General features: G+C 64.8%; 18 protein-coding genes. 8 read left to right on the top strand and 10 right to left on the bottom strand.

The window, feature by feature from the left end:
* Positions 1 to 486 (bottom strand): DUF222 domain-containing protein (locus DFR67_RS28800; protein ID WP_245938225.1); only part of this gene is annotated, 486 nt, incomplete at its 3' end.
* Between the two features lie 193 nt (positions 487 to 679).
* The gene (gene ggt, locus DFR67_RS28795) at positions 680 to 2641 is read right to left on the bottom strand and encodes a gamma-glutamyltransferase (protein WP_170135296.1); all 1962 of its coding nucleotides are present in this window, start codon (positions 2639 to 2641) and stop codon (positions 680 to 682) included.
* Between the two features lie 87 nt (positions 2642 to 2728).
* On the opposite strand from ggt, the gene DFR67_RS28790 reads away from it, so the two are divergent.
* Positions 2729 to 3157, top strand: coding sequence for an SRPBCC family protein (locus DFR67_RS28790; RefSeq protein WP_110472885.1), 429 nt, complete (start codon positions 2729 to 2731; stop codon positions 3155 to 3157).
* Position 3158: 1 nt separating this feature from the next.
* Here DFR67_RS28790 and DFR67_RS28785 read toward each other — a convergent pair whose 3' ends face one another.
* The gene (locus tag DFR67_RS28785) at positions 3159 to 4481 is read right to left on the bottom strand and encodes a lipase family protein (RefSeq protein WP_110472884.1); all 1323 of its coding nucleotides are present in this window, start codon (positions 4479 to 4481) and stop codon (positions 3159 to 3161) included.
* Between the two features lie 89 nt (positions 4482 to 4570).
* On the bottom strand, positions 4571 to 4876 hold the full coding sequence (locus DFR67_RS28780) for a GlsB/YeaQ/YmgE family stress response membrane protein (protein ID WP_084835001.1): 306 nt from the start codon (positions 4874 to 4876) through the stop codon (positions 4571 to 4573).
* Positions 4877 to 5196: 320 nt separating this feature from the next.
* Here DFR67_RS28780 and DFR67_RS28775 point away from each other — a divergent pair, with 320 nt between their 5' ends.
* On the top strand, positions 5197 to 6204 hold the full coding sequence (locus DFR67_RS28775; RefSeq protein ID WP_110472892.1) for a permease: 1008 nt from the start codon (positions 5197 to 5199) through the stop codon (positions 6202 to 6204).
* The gene (locus tag DFR67_RS28770) at positions 6201 to 6926 is read left to right on the top strand and encodes a TIGR03943 family putative permease subunit (RefSeq protein ID WP_110472883.1); all 726 of its coding nucleotides are present in this window, start codon (positions 6201 to 6203) and stop codon (positions 6924 to 6926) included. The genes DFR67_RS28775 and DFR67_RS28770 overlap by 4 nt, the downstream gene beginning before the upstream one ends.
* 31 nt (positions 6927 to 6957) lie before the next feature.
* Here the strand turns inward: DFR67_RS28770 and DFR67_RS28765 are convergent, their stop codons facing one another.
* The 4 genes from DFR67_RS28765 to DFR67_RS28750 form a co-directional block, all read right to left on the bottom strand.
* Positions 6958 to 7386 carry a type II toxin-antitoxin system Rv0910 family toxin gene (locus tag DFR67_RS28765; RefSeq protein ID WP_110472882.1) on the bottom strand — a complete coding sequence of 143 codons (429 nt, stop codon included), beginning with the start codon at positions 7384 to 7386 and terminating at the stop codon, positions 6958 to 6960.
* 37 nt (positions 7387 to 7423) lie between these two features.
* Positions 7424 to 8125, bottom strand: a complete 702-nt coding sequence (locus tag DFR67_RS28760; RefSeq protein WP_425451358.1) for a CPBP family intramembrane glutamic endopeptidase — start codon at positions 8123 to 8125, stop codon at positions 7424 to 7426.
* On the bottom strand, positions 8125 to 9198 hold the full coding sequence (locus DFR67_RS28755; RefSeq protein WP_110472880.1) for an NAD(P)H-binding protein: 1074 nt from the start codon (positions 9196 to 9198) through the stop codon (positions 8125 to 8127). Before DFR67_RS28755 ends, DFR67_RS28760 begins: the two co-directional genes overlap by 1 nt.
* Before the next feature lie 238 nt (positions 9199 to 9436).
* Positions 9437 to 9820 carry an SHOCT domain-containing protein gene (locus DFR67_RS28750; protein ID WP_110472879.1) on the bottom strand — a complete coding sequence of 128 codons (384 nt, stop codon included), beginning with the start codon at positions 9818 to 9820 and terminating at the stop codon, positions 9437 to 9439.
* 199 nt (positions 9821 to 10019) lie between these two features.
* Here DFR67_RS28750 and DFR67_RS28745 point away from each other — a divergent pair, with 199 nt between their 5' ends.
* The 5 genes from DFR67_RS28745 (at position 10020) to DFR67_RS28725 (ending at position 15712) form a co-directional block, all read left to right on the top strand.
* On the top strand, positions 10020 to 10427 hold the full coding sequence (locus tag DFR67_RS28745; RefSeq protein WP_110472878.1) for a DUF7144 family membrane protein: 408 nt from the start codon (positions 10020 to 10022) through the stop codon (positions 10425 to 10427).
* Between the two features lie 122 nt (positions 10428 to 10549).
* Positions 10550 to 11383, top strand: a complete 834-nt coding sequence (stf0, locus tag DFR67_RS28740) for a trehalose 2-sulfotransferase (protein WP_110472891.1) — start codon at positions 10550 to 10552, stop codon at positions 11381 to 11383.
* A complete protein-coding gene (cysD, locus tag DFR67_RS28735; protein WP_110472877.1) occupies positions 11380 to 12312 on the top strand; it encodes a sulfate adenylyltransferase subunit CysD in 933 nt (310 codons plus the stop codon). The genes stf0 and cysD overlap by 4 nt, the downstream gene beginning before the upstream one ends.
* Positions 12312 to 14249 (top strand): adenylyl-sulfate kinase, encoded by a 1938-nt coding sequence (gene cysC, locus DFR67_RS28730; RefSeq protein ID WP_110472876.1) that lies wholly within the window; start codon positions 12312 to 12314, stop codon positions 14247 to 14249. The genes cysD and cysC overlap by 1 nt, the downstream gene beginning before the upstream one ends.
* 35 nt (positions 14250 to 14284) lie before the next feature.
* The gene (locus DFR67_RS28725) at positions 14285 to 15712 is read left to right on the top strand and encodes a sulfatase family protein (RefSeq protein ID WP_110472875.1); all 1428 of its coding nucleotides are present in this window, start codon (positions 14285 to 14287) and stop codon (positions 15710 to 15712) included.
* 18 nt (positions 15713 to 15730) lie between these two features.
* Here the strand turns inward: DFR67_RS28725 and DFR67_RS28720 are convergent, their stop codons facing one another.
* Both DFR67_RS28720 and DFR67_RS28715 read right to left on the bottom strand, forming a co-directional pair.
* The gene (locus DFR67_RS28720; protein ID WP_110472874.1) at positions 15731 to 16276 is read right to left on the bottom strand and encodes an enoyl-CoA hydratase-related protein; all 546 of its coding nucleotides are present in this window, start codon (positions 16274 to 16276) and stop codon (positions 15731 to 15733) included.
* A 50-nt stretch (positions 16277 to 16326) separates the two neighbouring features.
* Entirely contained in the window at positions 16327 to 17085 is a 759-nt protein-coding gene (locus tag DFR67_RS28715) for an SDR family oxidoreductase (protein WP_110472873.1), read from the bottom strand.
* Positions 17086 to 17259 lie beyond the last annotated feature (174 nt).

Below are 17259 nucleotides of genomic sequence, written 5' to 3'. Positions count from 1 at the left end.
GGCGATGGCCATCTCGTGGGCGCGTTCTATGACCGCGGCCGGCGTCGAGATACGCGCCTCGGTCAACAACCCACGGACGCAGTCGTCCCGGTCGGTCTCCGACAGGTCCGGGTCACGGCGGTCGATGTGATGCAAGCCTTTGACGATGGCGTCCACGTGCTCCCCGGACAGAGTTCCATCCACGGCATACGCAGCGACAGTCGGGATGGACCCGAGGGCGCGACCAACCCGTACGTAGCGGTGCGCGACGGCCGGGGATACCTGCACCGATTGCAGCAGCTCAGCAGTCGAATCCGCACCGAGTGTCTTGGCCACACCACGCTTGTCGAGATCAGCGGTGAACCGAAACAGCAATGCGTCCAACACATTCTTCGCGCGCAGCGCGCACACCGTCTCCTCGGACAACGCCACATCGTCGAGCGGTGCGAGCAGCAATGGATCAGCCGCCATGGTTGATAGGTGTTCGAACAACCCCCGAAAGTTCATGACCTCAATCTACCGCGATTTACGTATTCGCACAAGTGTTCGACACAACTTATTTCGCTGTGCTGCAACATCTTTCGCTATGCAAAGCACTATCGGCGGCAGGATATCAAAGGCGCCTGACATCGCCTGCTACGCACGAAAAGGGCACGCTCGACGCTAGTTTCGGCACGGTCGACGGGCTGTTTCGGCACGGTCAACGGGTGTCGCCGAGGACGATCCCTTCGCGGCGCGGGTCTGCTCCACCGGACCAACCCTGCTCGGTGCGCAGCAATGCGCTCAGGCCGCTGGATTGGTCGTCGAGGTCGACCTCGTGCCCCTTGGCTCGCAATCCCTGAACGAGCGGATCGTTGTCGCCGGTGTCGGCGGTGTCGACGTTGGGGTGTTCCCCACCGACATTGGTACTCGGGGTGTTGGCCGCACCGAAATCGACCATCGACACCGCCTGCTGGGGATCCATCCCCCAATCCGTCAGCCCGATCAGGGTTTTCACGACGAACTGGATGATCACCGATCCGCCGGGAGAACCGAGTACCATCTCGAGATCGCCGTACTCGCCGCCGGCAGCAGGCTCGCTGAACACCAGGGTCGGTGCCATCGAACTACGCGGTCGCTTGTTCGGCTCCACCCGGTTCACCAGAGGCAGACCTTGCGGATCGGTGGGTTCGGCGGAGAAGTCCGTGAGCTGATTGTTCAGGAGGAATCCGTCGACCATGTGGTACGAACCGAACGCCGACTCCACGGTCGTGGTCATGGATGCTGCGTTGCCGTCCTTGTCGACGACCGAGATGTGGCTCGTCCCGTGCTCCACGCCGGAGTACCACCCGACCGGCGCGGCGGCGTCGAACTCACCGGCCGTCGCAGTACCCATCGAGCGATCCGGATTGATCAGGGCTGCCCGGCCTTTCAGATAGGCAGGGTTGAGGAGGGCAGCGGGACTGCCCCCGGGGAGTGGCACGAAGTCGGAGTCGGCGACGTACTTGTCGCGGTCCGCGTAGGCCAGGCGCTCGGCCTCGGAGATGAGATGCACTCCCATGACGGATGGCTTCCCACCGTTGAGGTCGAGCGCGGTCGGCGGGTACTGATCCATCGGGAAGTTCGACAGGATCCCGAGTGTCGATGCCACCGCGAGCCCACCGGACGACGGGTTGGGCATCCCGCAGACCTGCACGCCGCGATACGGGACGCAGATCGGCTCACGCACCTTCGACTCGTAATTCTCCAGATCGGCGACCGTCATCACCGATGGCGTCATCCCGTTCGCGGTGGAACCCGCTTTCGCCACGATCGCCTCGGCGATGTCGCCGGAATAGAACACGTCCGCACCCTCAGATGCGATGGCACCCAACGTTTTCGAATAGGCAGGATTGGCGAGGACTTCTCCCGCCGGTTTGGCCGACCCGTCCGGCCGCAGGAAGTACGATTTCGCAGCAGGATCAACGGCGAGTTCGGCGCTGGAATCCGCGATCGCCGCAGCCATCCGGGGGCTGATCGCGAAACCACTGTCGGCCAAGCCGGTTGCGGGTTCGAAGAGACTGCGCCAGGCGATGTTTCCATGCTCTGACTGGACATCTTCGAGCAATCTCAGCACCCCGGGGACCCCGATCGATCGGCCACTCTCGCGGGCACTGGGAACCGGCTCGGTCCGATTGGCATCATCGATCCAGCGCAGATAGTTCTCGGTGGCAGCCGCCGGTGCCACCTCCCGGCCGTCGTAGGCCTGTACCGACTTGTCGGCCGCGTCGTAATAGAGGGCGAACGCCCCGCCACCGATACCGGAGCTCTGTGGTTCGACGAGGCCGAGAACCATCTGTGCGGCCACCAAGGCGTCAGCAGCATCGCCACCGTCAGCGAGGACTTCGCAGGCAGCCTGCGTGGCCAACGGATTCGCTGTTGCTGCAGCAAAGGATGCTGTCTGCACCGCGGTCATGTCCGACCGGTACCCCGTTGCCACCTCAGGATTGGTAGAGATGTCCCTCGGCGGACCGACCGGCTGCGACGGTGCTGAAGCTGCGACACTCGACGACTCGGGCAGGGCGCATACCTGCTCAGGTGACGCGGTCTCATCGGAGGACGTCGCGCACGACGTCGACAGCAGCAACGCGGTCACCACGGCGGTCATCGCAACAGTCACCCGTGGGCGCCCAAGTCCGTTCATGCGTGCATGTTCCCCGATCGTATCCGGCGAAAACACGCGAACGACGATTTCGTTTGACGATCGTGGTGGTTGGGTTACCTTCACTCCATGGCAGTCAGCGGAAGCAAGAGCATCGACATCGAGGCACCACCAGCGGCGGTGCTCGACGCCATCGCGGACGTCGAAGGTATGCCGTCATGGTCGTCCATTCACAAGAGCGCCGACGTGATCAACCGTCACGAGGACGGCAGGCCCCGGCAGGCCCGCATGAGCGTCACTTTGATGGGCATCACCGATGATCAGCTCGTCGAGTACACCTGGGCAGACAACTCCGTGGTCTGGGAGATGATCGAGAGCTCACAGCAGAAGATGCAGCGCGCCGAATACCGCCTCACCGAAACAGAAACCGGCACCCACGTCGATTTCGAGATGACCATCGATCTCAAGATCCCGGTGCCTGGCCTACTCGTCAAGAGGGGTCAGAAAACGGTACTGGAGATGGCGACGAAGGGGCTGCGCGACCAGGTCGTCGGCTGACTCACAGTGTGCCGCCGATCAACGTGGCCAGCGCGGTTTTACCCATTCCCAGAAATCCCCGCAGCGACGTCGGTGACAGCGCCGTCGACCACACGGTGCGGGTCGATCCTGTCGGTTCGGGTGCTCCGTCGAAGCGAGCGGTCAGCCATTCGAGCACGGTGGGAGTCGACAACACCATCAACGACAGGTGTTCGCTGATCCGATCGCGTACGTAGGTCACGTTGGCGCCGAACTCGTTGTAGCGGTCCACCTGTCCATCGACGTCCTCGACGTCGATGATCTGATCGTGAACCGGCTGCAGGACGAGAAGTGGGCACGCGGGCCGACGCGAACCGAGCCGGATGTCGTCGAACAATTCGAGAACGGCCGGCGAAGCGAGCACATCGGCCAGTGGGATGTCGGTGTAGTTGTCGAAGTCATCGCCGGCGAATCGGGCGATCGCCCACGCGGTGGACATCGACTCGATCTCGTCGAGTCGCGCTCTGCCCTCGTCATTGACGTGCGACTCGATCACCCTGCCCAGTCCGGGGTACAGGTGCCGTAGGCCGGCGACGACCAGCGCAGGTAGGCCGGCAAAAAACGTATCGTTGAGGCGAATGTACGTCTGGCCGGGATCGCCCACCGGTGCGCCGAGAACCGCCCCGACGATGTTGATCTCGGGCGCATACTCCGGCGCCATCTCAGCGACCCACGATGAGGCCATCCCGCCGCCGGAGTAACCCCACACGCCCACGGGAGTCGACCGCGAAAGATTCAGCGGTGCAAAGTCGGTCGAGGCCCTGATCCCGTCGAGAACGCGATACCCCGGCTCGCGGGGTGCGCCGAAATAGCCACCGAGTCCCTCGTGGTCGGCGATGGTGACCGCCCAGCCACGAGACACCGCGTTGGCGATGATCAGCAGCTCGAACGGCGCGACGTTGCCGAGTGAGGTCGATCCGCGTTGTAGTGCATACGAGGGAAAGCTGCGTGAGGAGATGGCATCGATGGCGCACTGATAGGCCAGCAACGGGCGCTGCCGCGCGGTGGCGGCATCGGCATCCGCGGGCAACAGCACCGTGGTGACCGACGCCTCCGGCGTCCCGTTCAGATCCGCCGTGCAGTAGAGCAGCTGCCAGGCGTGGACCTTCTGCGGGATCAGACCCAGCAACGCGATCTCCACCTCGCGACTGCGCAACAATGTGCCCGCAGGCAGGGTCTCGAAGCCTGCCGGCGGACGGTAGAACGGATCGTCGACGGGCAACTGCGGCCTGTGCCATCTCGACGACGGCCGCGGGATCGTCTCTTCTGCGGTCCAACCGCTTGCCACATCGACGTTTTCGCTCATCGGACTTCCTGTAGAACGCGACAACCGGCGCGGGCTCCGCGAGCCCGCGCCGGTACTTGCCTCAATTGGTGCGTGGGTGGTCTAGAGAATCAGCGCCTGAGCCTCTTCACGATGAACAACAGGATGCACGCGCCGAGGAGTGCCGTGAAGAATGTAAACCACCAACCGCCGCTCGCGGTGTCGAAGAAGAAACTGAGGATGAAGCCGCCCAAGAAGGCCCCGATGACACCGACGACGATGTTGAGCAGGATCCCCATCTGCTTGTCGGTACCCATGAACTTGCTGGCGATCCAACCGGCGAGCCCGCCGATGATGATGTAACCAACCCAGCCGACAGCAGTCGTGGTGGTTGAACGCTCGGCCAAAACCTCGACCGCTTGAGCAGTGGTACTCACAGTGCTTTCCTAACGTTGTGGTGCGTTGGTCACGGATGCGTGACCACGCTGCCCAGTTGGAATCCCCACCGACGCCGTGGATGAAACCTCGGATCGACAAGCGGCCAGCACTCCAAGTCTCGTCCACCGACCCACGCCGCGTCCATGCCCGGCGTGTCTCACTTTGTCATCGCTTTGCCTCGTGACCCGGCGCCGATAGCCTGGTGATCGTTCGGTCGGTGGTCCCGTGTTCGGTGAACACTCTCAACAGAAGGCGTAAACCGCAGCGTGAGCTCATCGATGACCTCGATCGGCCGACCACACGGTCGGTTCCGCCGCCCATGACGCCGAGACGGCGTGGACTGACATCCGATGTCCGGAGCCGGATCACCTCCACTCACATCTTCGTGACCGTGGTCGTGGCGGCTGCATTGCTGGCGATACCGTCGGCGGATCTGCTCAACTCCAGTGCCCGGCTACAAACCGCGGCGACGATCTTCGCCGGTGTTGTCATCCAGGCAATCCCCTTTCTCGTGCTGGGAACGGTGGTCAGCGGCGCGATCGCGGCGTGGGTGACGCCTGCGATGGTGCGCCGCGTGTTGCCCGCCCGTCCGTCGCTGGCGATCGCCGTCGCCGGGGCCTCCGGCGCGGTGATGCCCGGATGCGAGTGCGGCTCGGTCCCCATCGCCCGTCGCCTGCTCGACCGCGGGGTCCCGAGCGGCGCGGCGCTCGCGTTCTTGCTCTCTGCGCCCGCGATCAATCCGATCGTCCTGGTATCGACCGCGGTTGCGTTCCCCGGCGAACCCGCGATGGTGCTCGCCCGGTTCTGCGGTTCGTTCGCCACCGCCATGATCATGGGCGGACTGTGGTCGCGGTACGGCGATCCGGCCTGGATCACCCAGCGCCTCAACGGATTCGACACCGAACAGTCCGGCAGCAAACGAACCGTGTTCGCCGAATCGGCGCGGCACGATCTGCTGCAGTCCGCGGCATACCTCACCTTCGGCGCACTGTTCGTCGCGGTGTTGAACGTGATCGTTCCGCAGAGTTTCTTTGACCATCTGGCCGGACAGGTGGTGCTGTCGATCGTGGTGATGGCAATACTTGCAGTGGTGCTCTCGGTGTGTTCGGAGGCCGACGCCTTTGTCGCAGCCAGTTTCTCGACCATGCCGGCCATCGCAAAGCTGGTGTTCATGGTGGTCGGACCGGCCATCGACCTCAAGCTGTTCGCGATGCAGACAGGCACTTTCGGTCGGGAGTTCGCCATCCGGTTCGCCCCGGTGACCCTGGTGGTGGCAACTCTCTGTGCCGGATTCACCGGTCTGCTGATCCTGGGCTGGCCGAAATGAGCCGGGAGACACAGAACTTGGTGCTCTTCCTGCTCGGCGTCGCAGTCCTCAAGACCACGCTCGACGGTTCGTTCATGCGGTACGTGAAGCCGAGCCTGGAACCATATCTACTGATCAGCGGCACGGTCATCGTCGTCCTCGCCGCAGCGGCAATGATCACCGACATCAGGGCCGGCGGACCCTCCTCCTTCGAGCACGACCACGGTCACGGTCACGCGGATCGCATGCCATGGCTACTCATGGCCCCCGCACTGGTGGTCCTGTTCCTGGCTCCTCCTGCGCTGGGCCCCGGCTCGTTCGTCGAACGTCAGGTGCAGCCGCCGAGCAGCAGCGCTGACCTTCGAGCCTTCGATCCGATACCCCAGGGGACGACACCGGAGATGACGTTCTCCGAGGTGCTGCAACGAAATCGACTCGATTCGGCGGGCACGCTCGACGACCGGGAGATCGCGGTACGGGGCTACGCCGTCGCCCGTGCAGACGGCGGAGTCGATCTGGCCAGGATCGTGATCATCTGCTGTGCCGCCGATGCCAGAACAGCCAAGATCAAGCTCACCGGCCCGGAGGCGACGCGGATGACCGACGTCGGCTCAGAACAGTGGTGGCGGGTGGTCGGAACGGTGATACCGGGCAGTGCGACCGAGCAGAACGAGTTCGTACCCGAGATGCGCGTGGTCAGCGTCGAGCGCACCACCGCGCCCGAGAACACCTACAGCTACTGAGCAGAGCACGGAGCCGCCTGGCGATACCCTGTCACCGCAGAGCCACCAAGTTCGCCACTGATTTGCGGACGTCGGAGTCGATCACCCGAGCGACGAGATCGCCGATCGGCCCGTTCAGCACACTGCCGCTCAAGGTCGCATCGAGGTCGAATACCGAACCGTCGCCTTCGGGCGTCACCTTGAGCGCGATCGCGATCTTGACCCCGCCACGCCCACTGCCCGACAGCTCGAGCAGACGCGGTTCGTCGTAGCGGGTCACCTCCCAGTGAATGGTGTTGCGAAACCCCTTCACCTTGATCAGCGACGACACCTTCGTACCCTCGGCGATGGTGTCCGGCACCGGGCTCTTCCAGCCGGCGAAGATCGTCATCCACTCGTCGAATCGACTCAGGTCCGACGCCATCTGCCATGCCTTCTCGGGTTCCAGATCGCTCGTCACCGATACGTTCACACCAGCCATGCGGGTATTACCTCCAGTGTTGTAAGTGCCGCGGTCATCAGAAGAGCAGCGGGAGCACGAGAACCATGACGAGCGTCCACGCGATATGGGTGAATGCCGGGGCGAGCACACCGGCGGTGGCACGACGTTCCAGCGCACACACGACGCCGAGCAAGATGGCCGCGAAGCCGAGCATCGGGTTTCCGCTGGCCAGGGTCGCGATCACGTAGATGAGCGTCGAGAAGATCACCGGTGCGTGGCCTTTGAAGGCCGAGTAGACCGCCCCGCGGAAGAACAGCTCTTCGGCGATCCCGTTGACGACGGCCGTCGCCAGCACCAGAGCGAGCCCGCCGGTGTCGGCGTGGTCGAGCACGTCGGCGATGAAGTCGCGTAGCGGTGGGATCTCCCTGGTGACGAGACCGCCGACCACGAAGATCGCCCCGAGGATCAGTCCGACGACGATGCCGATTCCAGCGGCCTGCACGTGACCGCCGCGTGGCGGCGGGAAGCAGCCGATCCGGATCGGACCCGACGCGATGGCACCCACCAGCCAGACCGCGGCGAGGGCGAAGGTCATCGGATAGAACGACGAGTCACCGGGCTCGATCGACAGCGACAACCCCAGCGTCACGCTGCCCGCGACGAGCACAACAGCCACGACGATCCGCCGACGCAGGACCGAAGCCCTCGACTCCACCGGCTCATCCGAATCGTCGACGACGGTGTCGAGCAGGAACTGGAACCTTTCGGGTACCGCGATCACGTCGCCCCTCGCACTGCGCTGATCAACCCCGCGACCACACCGGCGGCCTGTACCGCCCGATCGCGGACTTCCCTCTTGACCCGCATCAGATCCCCGCCGGCCCAGCCTGGATCGGTGTCGGCGAGGTGGTGGATGTCGGGGAGGCGGTTCACCGGCCGCGGCAGGCCGCTGGCCACCGAGCGCTCCACCGCTTGCCGGACGGTCAACAGTCCTCCCGGAGGATCGGGTACATGGTCACGAATCGTATGCTCGGACGCCTTCATCGGATAGTCCAACGATCTCACCAGGTCGGAGGCGAGCCCACTGGGTATCGGCACCAGCAGTCCACTGACGAACCCTGCCAGCCGCACGTCCACCGACGGCATGACCACGCCGACCCTGGGTGCCTTGATGGCGCGCAGGTAGGCGAACAGGAGCGCGCTGTATGACCCGGTGTCGGCGCTGCTGATGTCGTAGCTGCCCGGCGGTACCTTGTCGGTTGCCGCAGCTGTCAGATAGTAGACGGCGTCGCGCACAGAGATGGGGTCCATCGGGTTGTCCACCCAGGTGGGCAGCGGGATCACCGCGAGACGGTCCGAGAGGTAACGGACCATCTCGAACGACGTGGACCCTGCGCCGATCACCACGGCTGCCTTCAGCCACACCAGGTCGGGCCCACCTTTGATGTCAAGAGCCTTGCCGACCTCGGCTCGGCTCTCGAGGTGCTCCGACAACTCCGCGTCGTCCGGAACGAACCCTCCGAGGTACACGATGCGGCCGACGCCGCGGTCGCGGGCTCCGGCGGCAACGTTCTCCGCAGCGGCGCGATCGATGTCGCGAAAGTTCTTCTCACCGATGCCGTGGACGAGGTAGTAGACGACGTCGATGTCACCTGCCTGGGCGAACCCCGCCCGCACCGACTCCGGATCGGAGGCGTCGAACTCGATGGCCCGAACCTCTGCCGCCCAGCCGAAGCGGTCGAGGGACGCAAGGTTGCGGGACGCGGCCACCACCTCGTGACCTGCGTCGAGGAGAGCAGGAATCAGTCGGGAGCCGATGTAGCCGGTGGCCCCGAGAACAAGTACGTGCATGTCACCACCTGGTTCTATGCGTACCTCGGTCGGTCACCACCAGCGAACTCAGGCGTGCTCGAGCGCTTGTGGTGACCGCAAGAGCACACGCGCATTGCGTTCGTGAGCGGACCATCCCGGTTTACCCCACTGCACAGGGGAACAATCGTGGCGCCGATCACTGCACCGCAGGCCACAAACCACAAACGTCGACCGCACCTGCCTGACATGGTGCGGTCGACGTCGAAGTCGTAGGCGACTAGGCCAGCGCTTTGGCCTTGAGGCTGTCGAACTCTTGCTGCGTGATGGTGCCGTTGTCGAGCAGCGCCTTCGCCGAGTGGATCTGATCCGCCGGAGACGCCGTGCCGGCGGCCTGCTTGATGTAGGCGTCGGCCTGCTCCCGGGCCGCCAGTTGTGAGGCCTGCGCCCGCTCCGCCATACCGCGACCGCGAGCGATCAGGTAGACGAACACCGTGATGTAGGGCACCAAGATCAAGAAGATGATCCAGACCGCCTTGATGAAACCGGAGGTCTTGTGATCACGGAAGAGATCCGCGAGCACGTTGAAAAGAATCATCAAATAAGCGATGAACGCGAAGATCACCAGCGTGTACCAGATGAAATCCCAGAAAGAATCCCACATTTTCCGACCACTCCTTGCTTCGAAGCTGCCCCCGTACATCGGTGACGACGTCGATCATCGCACGTGAGCACTACTTTTCTTCACCCTTCTCGGATGAAATCGCGGGGGCCGCGAGCGATCATCCGAGAAGGGTGAGGACTCGACCGGTGCACCGGCACAGACTCGTTGCACAAACCATGTCTGCGAGAAAGGCCGAACTGTGAGCACTTCACCTGATATCGAGCGGCATCCGGTCAAGCAGGGCATTGCCGGTGGCACCACATTCGCCGCCGCAATTCTGTTGCTGGTGGCGTCATTTCTGGCGATCTTCCAGGGCATCGCCGCAATTGCGAATGACGATCTCTTTGTGGTCGGACCGAAATACACGTACGAGTTCGATCTGACCGCCTGGGGCTGGATCCACCTGATCCTGGGTGTGATCGGAGTCCTGGTCGCCGCCGGGCTGATGACCGGTGCACCGTGGGCCCGTGCCACCACCATCGTGCTGGCCGCCTTCTCCATCGTCATCAATTTTCTCTGGCTGCCGCAATATCCACTGTGGTCCATCGTGGTCATCGCCCTCGATCTCATCGTGATCTGGGCCGTCGCCACCTGGAGGAACGACTGAGTCGCGAGGGCTGACACCCGAGGGAGACGTATTTCTAGCCGAGGTTTGCCGGTCGGTCAATAGTCCCGATCACGCGGATTCATCGAGGTCGTGGATATTTTGTGGCCGCTAAGGTCACGTTCATGGCATCGGATTCTGACGACTCGACCCTTCACAGAAGTGGTCCCGGGGGCTCCTATCTCGTGCTGGCGTCACAGCGCAGCGGCAGCACACTTCTCGTCGAGTCGCTTCGCGCCACCGGGATCGCCGGCAACCCGGAGGAGTACTTCCAGTACCTGCCGACCACGAGTGCGGCCCCGCAGCCACGCGAATGGTTCGCCGGGGTGACCGACCCACAGGTGCTGGCACTGCTCGATCCCCTGGATCCCGGCGTACCCGCGGCGGAGACCTCATCGCAGTGGCGAGAGCGGATACTGCAGGCCGGACGTAGCGACAACGGCGTCTGGGGCGGCAAACTGATGTGGAACCAGACCCCGCTGCTGGTCGACCGGGCTGCCGGTTTGCCCGACCGTTCGGGTTCCGATCTCCGCACGGCCATCGCGGACGTCCTCGGCGACGTGTTGCTGATCAAGGTCTCCCGGGAAAACGTCGTCGATCAGGCCGTGTCCTTTTGGCGTGCGGTACAGACGCGGGTGTGGCGGGGCAAGGCGGACCCTGAACGCGATGCGCGGGCGCAATACAACGCCGACGGAATCGCCCACCTGGTGACCGAGCTTCGGAATCAAGAGGCCGGCTGGCGAGCATGGTTCGCCGACAACGGCATCACCCCGTTCGAGGTCAGCTATGAGGAGCTGACCGCCGACACCACCAAGGTGGTCGCCGCGATCCTGGAGGCCCTCGAGCTCGACCCGGCTGCGGCCCCACCGCCCGATCTGGAAAAGCAGGGTGACGCCCGCTCCAACGAATGGGCGGAGCGCTATCGCCACGACGCCGCATCGAGAGGCCTGCCGCTATGAGCACAACCGACTTACTTCCCGCCCACATCAGCAGGGTGGAGGAGCTGCGCGCACTCGAAGCCGAGTCCGTGCACATCATCCGCGAGGTGGTCGCCGAACTCGAGCGACCCGTGCTCCTGTTCTCTGCGGGCAAGGACTCCATCGTCCTGCTGCGCCTGGCGGAGAAAGCTTTTCGGCCGAGTCCGGTCCCATTCCCCATCTTGCACATCGACACCGGCCACAACTTTCCCGAGGTCATCGAATTCCGCGACCGCAGGCTCGCCGAGGGCGGCCACCGGTTGATCGTCGGATCGGTACAGGAGGCCATCGACAGCGGCCGGAGCACGGAGATCGGCGGTTCCAGTGGCTCCCGAAATCGCTTGCAGACGAGGACCCTTCTCGACGCACTCGACGCCGGACGATTCGATGCGGCGTTCGGCGGTGCCCGCCGCGACGAGGAACGAGCCCGCGCCAAGGAACGGGTCCTGAGTTTCCGCGACGAGTTCGGCCAGTGGGATCCGCGGGCCCAGCGGCCCGAGCCGTGGTCGCTGTACAACGGTCGCATCCGCCGCGGTGAGCAGGTGAGGGTGTTCCCCCTGAGCAACTGGACCGAACTCGACATCTGGCGGTACATCGAACTCGAGGAACTCGACCTGCCGTCGATCTACTTCGCGCACGAGCGCGAGGTCTTCGAACGGGACGGAATCCTTTTGGCGACATCCGAATTCACGCAAGCGGCCGACCACGAGGCGGCACAGACCGAGTGGGTCCGCTACCGCACCGTCGGCGATCTGACGATCACCGGTGCCGTCCGATCCACCGCGACCGAGATCAGCCAGGTCATCGAGGAGATCTCGGCGGCAGTGGTGTCCGAGCGCGGCGAGACCCGGGCCGATGACCGGACCTCTGAAGCAGCCATGGAAGACCGCAAACGTGAGGGATACTTCTGATGAGCGAGACAACCGAGTTGATCCAAACAGCCGAGACATCAGCAGATCTCACCGATCAGCCTCCCCGCCAGCTACTCCGGCTGGCCACCGCCGGATCTGTCGACGACGGCAAGAGCACCTTGATCGGACGGCTCCTCCTCGACACCGACAGCCTGCCGTTGGACCATCTCGAATCGGTGACCGACGTCGGCGGCGGCGTCGACCTCGCAGCGCTCTCGGACGGGCTGCGGGCCGAGCGGGAGCAGGGCATCACGATCGACGTCGCCTACCGCTTCTTCTCCACCCCGTCGCGCAACTACATCCTCGCTGACACCCCCGGCCATGAGCGGTACACCCGCAACATGTTCACCGGTGCATCCAACGCGCACGTCGCCGTACTGCTGGTGGATGCGCGTGCCGGTGTGCTGCGGCAGACCCGTAGACACGCGCGGATCGCCTCACTGCTCGGGGTACCGCACCTCGTCGCAGCGGTGAACAAGATCGACCTCGTCGACTACGACGAGGCCCGCTTCCGTGAACTCGAAGCCGAATTGCAGGCCCTGGCACACCGACTCGGAGCCCGCGACCTCACCGTGGTCCCCGTGGCCGCTCGCGACGGCGACAACGTGGTGCACCGGTCGACACAGACGCCGTGGTACGACGGCCCAACCCTGCTCGGCCACCTCGAGGAGATCGACCTCAAGGCACCGCACGCCGCTGTCGACGAGTTGCGTCTGCCCATCCAATGGGTTTCCCGCCCGAGCGCAGACGAGCGCCGGCGGTACACCGGGCGGCTCTCCGCCGGAACACTGTCCGTCGGTGATCGGATCGCCGTGCTGCCCGCAGGGACCCAGAGCACGGTGACGGCGCTCGACACCCTCGACGACACCCGCGCGGTCGCGGTCGCACCGCTGTCGGTGTCCGTCGAACTCGCCGACGACATCGATGTCGGCAGAGGCGACGTGCTCGTCTCCGCCGATGCGACCGAACTCCCGGTGCTCGCACGGGAACTCGAGGTCACCCTGTGCTGGTTCGTCGACAGCCCACTGCGCGCCGGCGACCGGCTGGCGCTCAAGCACACCACCCGCACGGTGCGCGCCACGGTGCAAGAACTGCACAGCCGGCTCGATCCCGAGACGCTCGAGATCGACAAGAACCCGATCGAACTGTCACTCAACGACATCGGGACCGTGACGCTGCGGACGAGTTCGGTGGTGGTCGCCGATCGGTACGCAGACAATCAGGATGCGGGCGCATTCATCCTCATCGACGAGAACTCCAACGACACCGTCGGTGCCGGCACGATCCTCGAGGCCCGCGAGGTCAAGCCGGGCGAGCGGACCCGCAACGACGTCAAGTGGCACCCTTCGTCGCTCGACCGGGGCCATCGGTGGACCACGGTCGGCCAACGCGGTGCGACCGTGTGGCTCACCGGCCTCCCCGCGTCCGGGAAGTCCACGCTCGCAGTCGCTCTCGAACGTGCGCTGGTCGAATCCGGCAGAGTCGCATATCTACTCGACGGCGACAACGTGCGCCACGGCCTGTCCGACGACCTGGGCTTCTCCCCCGGTGATCGCGCCGAGAACATCCGCCGGGTGGGGCACCTGACCCGACTGTTCGCCGACGCGGGCGTGGTCGCGATCGCGTCCCTGGTGTCGCCGCTGGAATCAGACCGCGAGATCGCCCGGACCCTGAACGACGCAGCCGGACTCCCATTCGTCGAGATCCACGTCGCGACCCCGCTCGCCGAATGTGAACGCCGCGACCCCAAGGGCCTCTACAAACGAGCCCGCGCGGGCGAACTCAAGGGACTCACCGGCATCGACGCGCCCTACGAGGTACCGGAGAACCCCGACCTCGTCGTCGACACCACCGGGGCCGATCTCGACGCCCTGGTGGCGCAGATACTGACGGTGCTGGAAACGCGGGCTCCGACAGAGCCGACGAGCAAGGACTAGCCTGTCGACAGACATCGGTGAAGGGGTTTACACGTATGACCGGCAATTTGGCCGCGACCGGGAAAGAGGACGCCGCCACCGGGAAAGAGAACGTCCTCCTGGTCCACTGGCACGATCTGGGTCGCCACCTCGAGCTCTACGGGGCATCCGGTGCCCACTGTCCCAATCTCGAGCGACTGGCATCCGAAGGCGTTCTCCTCACCGGCGCGCACGCGACCGCGCCGCTGTGCTCCCCCTCGCGCGGCTCACTGCTGACCGGCCGATACCCGCACAGCAACGGTGTCGTGGGGCTCGCCCACCACGGCTGGGAGTATCGCGAAGGCGTCCGGACGCTGCCTCAGATCCTCGGGGCCGGCGGCTGGCACAGCGCTCTGTTCGGTATGCAGCACGAATCCGCGGTTCCGGGACGGCTGGGTTACGACGACTACGACGTCACCGATTCCGACTGCGACTACGTCGTCGACCGCGCGGAAGAGTGGCTCAAGAACACCGCGCAACGACGAGATGCCGGCGACACCACCCCATTCCTGCTCAACACAGGCTTCTTCGAAGTGCACCGCCCGTATTCACCAGATCGCTACCCCGTGCCCGACCCCAACGCGTTCGACGTCCCCGACTATCTACCCGACACCGCCGAGGTCCGCGGCGACCTCGCGGCGTTCCACGGCAGCATCGAGGTCGCCGACGCTGCGACCGGTCGTTTGCTCGAGGCGCTCGACGCGTCAGGTTTCGCTGAAGACACCTGGGTGGTGTTCTTCACCGATCACGGCGAGGCGTTCCCGGGCGCGAAGTCGACGCTGTACGACCGCGGCACCGGTATCTCGTTCATCGTGCGCCCGCCGCGCGCGCGATCCATCGCACCGATTCGCTATGAGGGACTGTTCAGCGGCGTCGACCTCGTCCCGACCCTGCTCGAACTCGTCGGCGTCGAGGTGCCCGCGGAGGTCGAAGGTGTTTCGCACGCCGCCGTGTTCTCGGGTGCCGACCGGGAGACCGTGGTCCGCGATGCGGTGTTCACCCAGAAGAACTACCACGACAGCTATGACCCGATCCGTGCCGTCCGTACGGCCGATTTCAGCTTCATCGAGAACTTCGCGTCGAGAAGAGCCCTGGAGCTACCCCTCGACATCGCCGACAGTCCTTCAGGACGGGCGCTCGACGGATCACACCTGGGACCACGCAGCGCCAAGGAACTCTACGATCTGCGTTCGGATCCCGGTGAGGTCAACAACCTTGCCGGCGACCCGGCCTACGCCGACGTGCAGAGCCGACTGGAGGACCGGCTCCACGCGTGGCAAAAAGAGCTCGGTGACACGGTGACCAGCGACGCCGAGGGCAGTGCCATCGCAGCCGAGTTCATGCAGCGGTACAAGGCGACACTTGGCGACAAGGAAGCGGTGCCGCGCTCCCCGAAGGGCCGCGATCGCCAGTTGCAGACGCGGACCGTCCGCGCCACCGAATAGCGCCGCCGAGTGTCCGGCTCAGGACGCCGTCCACTTGGGAGGTCGCTTCTCGGTGAAGGCCAGCGTGCCTTCGCGTGCGTCTGCGGACGCGAAGACCGGGGCCACGATCTCGGCCTGCCGCGCGAACTGCTCCTCGGTCGACCACGTTGACGATGTCGCCACGATGGCCTTGGTGACCTCGGGGAGTCCGAACCTCGCACCGCGGGCGGCCACGACCAGGTCGCAGGCGAGAGCGATCTCGAACCCGCCCGCCAACGCATAGCCTTCGACCGCCGCGATCAACGGTTTCTCGCATGACTTGTGGACTATCCCCGCGAATCCCCGCCCTACGACGATCGGCCTGCTGCCCTGCACGTAGGCGACGAGGTCCATACCCGCGCAGAAGTTTCCGTCGGCGCCGGTGATGATGCCCACGGACAAGCTGCTGTCCGCATCGAGGAGGACGAGCGCTTCGGCGATACCGACGGCCACCGCCTCGTTGACCGCGTTGCGCACCTGTGGCCTGTTGATGGTGATCACCAACACGCTGCCGTCGACCGTGTCGAGTAGCACTTCGTCCGACATCTGCGTCCCAATCTCATCCAAGACAAATCCGCCGAATGAGCACGCATTCTTCAGAGTGTTGTCGCGATACCACCGTCGACGGGGATCACAGCACCGGTGAGGTAGCTACCTGCGCGACTGGACAAGTACACCACGGCGCCGATCACATCGTCGGGCCGTCCGATGCGGCCGAGCGGTGACGCCGCTGCCACCTCGTCCCGCAACTCGGCGAGTATGGGCGCCATCATCTTGGACTCGAAAGGTCCTGGCGCGATGGCATTGACGGTGACATTGCGCGGACCGAGGTCGCGGGCGAGGTGCCGGGTCAGCTGGTGGATGGCCGCTTTGCTCGACGAGTACGAGTAGGACGCCGTACGCGGCACCCTGATCCCGTCGATGCTGCCGATGTTGATCACACGCGACGGATCCTCTGCGGTTGCGCCTCGGATCAGCTGCGGCAGGAGCGCCTGGGTCAGGGCGAACGGCGCCTGCACATTGAGCTTGAGGACCCGGTCCCACGCCGCGTCGGGGAACTCCTCGAGCGGTGCACCCCAGGTGGCACCGGCGTTGTTCACGAGAATGTCCACACCATCGACCTGGGCGGCGACCTGCTCGGCCAGCTCGCGCGCACCTTCCGGGGTGGAAAGGTTCGCCTGCAGCGCGGTCAGACCGGCGGCGCGCGCCTCCTCCAGTGCGTCGGCCTTGCGGCCCGCGATCACCACGCGGGCACCCCGGGCGTGCAGACCGTGGGCGATCATCGCGCCGATTCCGCTGGTACCGCCGGTGACCAGGGCGGTCTTGCCACTCACGTCGAACAGATCAAGCGTCATTGTCGTCGATACTCCGGTGCTCGTTTTTCCAAGGATGCGGCGGTTGCCTCCGCCCGATCATCGGTCATCGCTGTGATCATCTGCCGAGAGTTTCCGAATTCCGTTCTGAGATCGTCCGATTCAGGGGTGCCCGAGGGCAATACGCCCTTAGTAGGTCTCGAATCGGACGATCTC

The organism is Williamsia limnetica (assembly GCF_003217475.1).
GTDB lineage: Bacteria > Actinomycetota > Actinomycetes > Mycobacteriales > Mycobacteriaceae > Williamsia > Williamsia limnetica.
The sequence above is the reverse complement of the archived record's forward strand: the minus strand, read 5'-3'. Positions and strand labels throughout refer to the sequence as shown.

Excerpts from the sequence above, each read along its gene's own strand:
- ggt (WP_170135296.1), bottom strand. The coding sequence starts at position 2,641 with ATGAACGGACTTGGGCGCCCACGGGTGACTGTTGCGATGACCGCCGTG.
- DFR67_RS28790 (WP_110472885.1), top strand. The coding sequence starts at position 2,729 with ATGGCAGTCAGCGGAAGCAAGAGCATCGACATCGAGGCACCACCAGCG.
- DFR67_RS28785 (WP_110472884.1), bottom strand. The coding sequence starts at position 4,481 with ATGAGCGAAAACGTCGATGTGGCAAGCGGTTGGACCGCAGAAGAGACG.
- DFR67_RS28775 (WP_110472892.1), top strand. The coding sequence starts at position 5,197 with ATGACGCCGAGACGGCGTGGACTGACATCCGATGTCCGGAGCCGGATC.
- DFR67_RS28770 (WP_110472883.1), top strand. The coding sequence starts at position 6,201 with ATGAGCCGGGAGACACAGAACTTGGTGCTCTTCCTGCTCGGCGTCGCA.
- DFR67_RS28765 (WP_110472882.1), bottom strand. The coding sequence starts at position 7,386 with ATGGCTGGTGTGAACGTATCGGTGACGAGCGATCTGGAACCCGAGAAG.
- DFR67_RS28755 (WP_110472880.1), bottom strand. The coding sequence starts at position 9,198 with ATGCACGTACTTGTTCTCGGGGCCACCGGCTACATCGGCTCCCGACTG.
- DFR67_RS28750 (WP_110472879.1), bottom strand. The coding sequence starts at position 9,820 with ATGTGGGATTCTTTCTGGGATTTCATCTGGTACACGCTGGTGATCTTC.
- stf0 (WP_110472891.1), top strand. The coding sequence starts at position 10,550 with ATGGCATCGGATTCTGACGACTCGACCCTTCACAGAAGTGGTCCCGGG.
- cysD (WP_110472877.1), top strand. The coding sequence starts at position 11,380 with ATGAGCACAACCGACTTACTTCCCGCCCACATCAGCAGGGTGGAGGAG.
- cysC (WP_110472876.1), top strand. The coding sequence starts at position 12,312 with ATGAGCGAGACAACCGAGTTGATCCAAACAGCCGAGACATCAGCAGAT.
- DFR67_RS28725 (WP_110472875.1), top strand. The coding sequence starts at position 14,285 with ATGACCGGCAATTTGGCCGCGACCGGGAAAGAGGACGCCGCCACCGGG.
- DFR67_RS28720 (WP_110472874.1), bottom strand. The coding sequence starts at position 16,276 with ATGTCGGACGAAGTGCTACTCGACACGGTCGACGGCAGCGTGTTGGTG.
- DFR67_RS28715 (WP_110472873.1), bottom strand. The coding sequence starts at position 17,085 with ATGACGCTTGATCTGTTCGACGTGAGTGGCAAGACCGCCCTGGTCACC.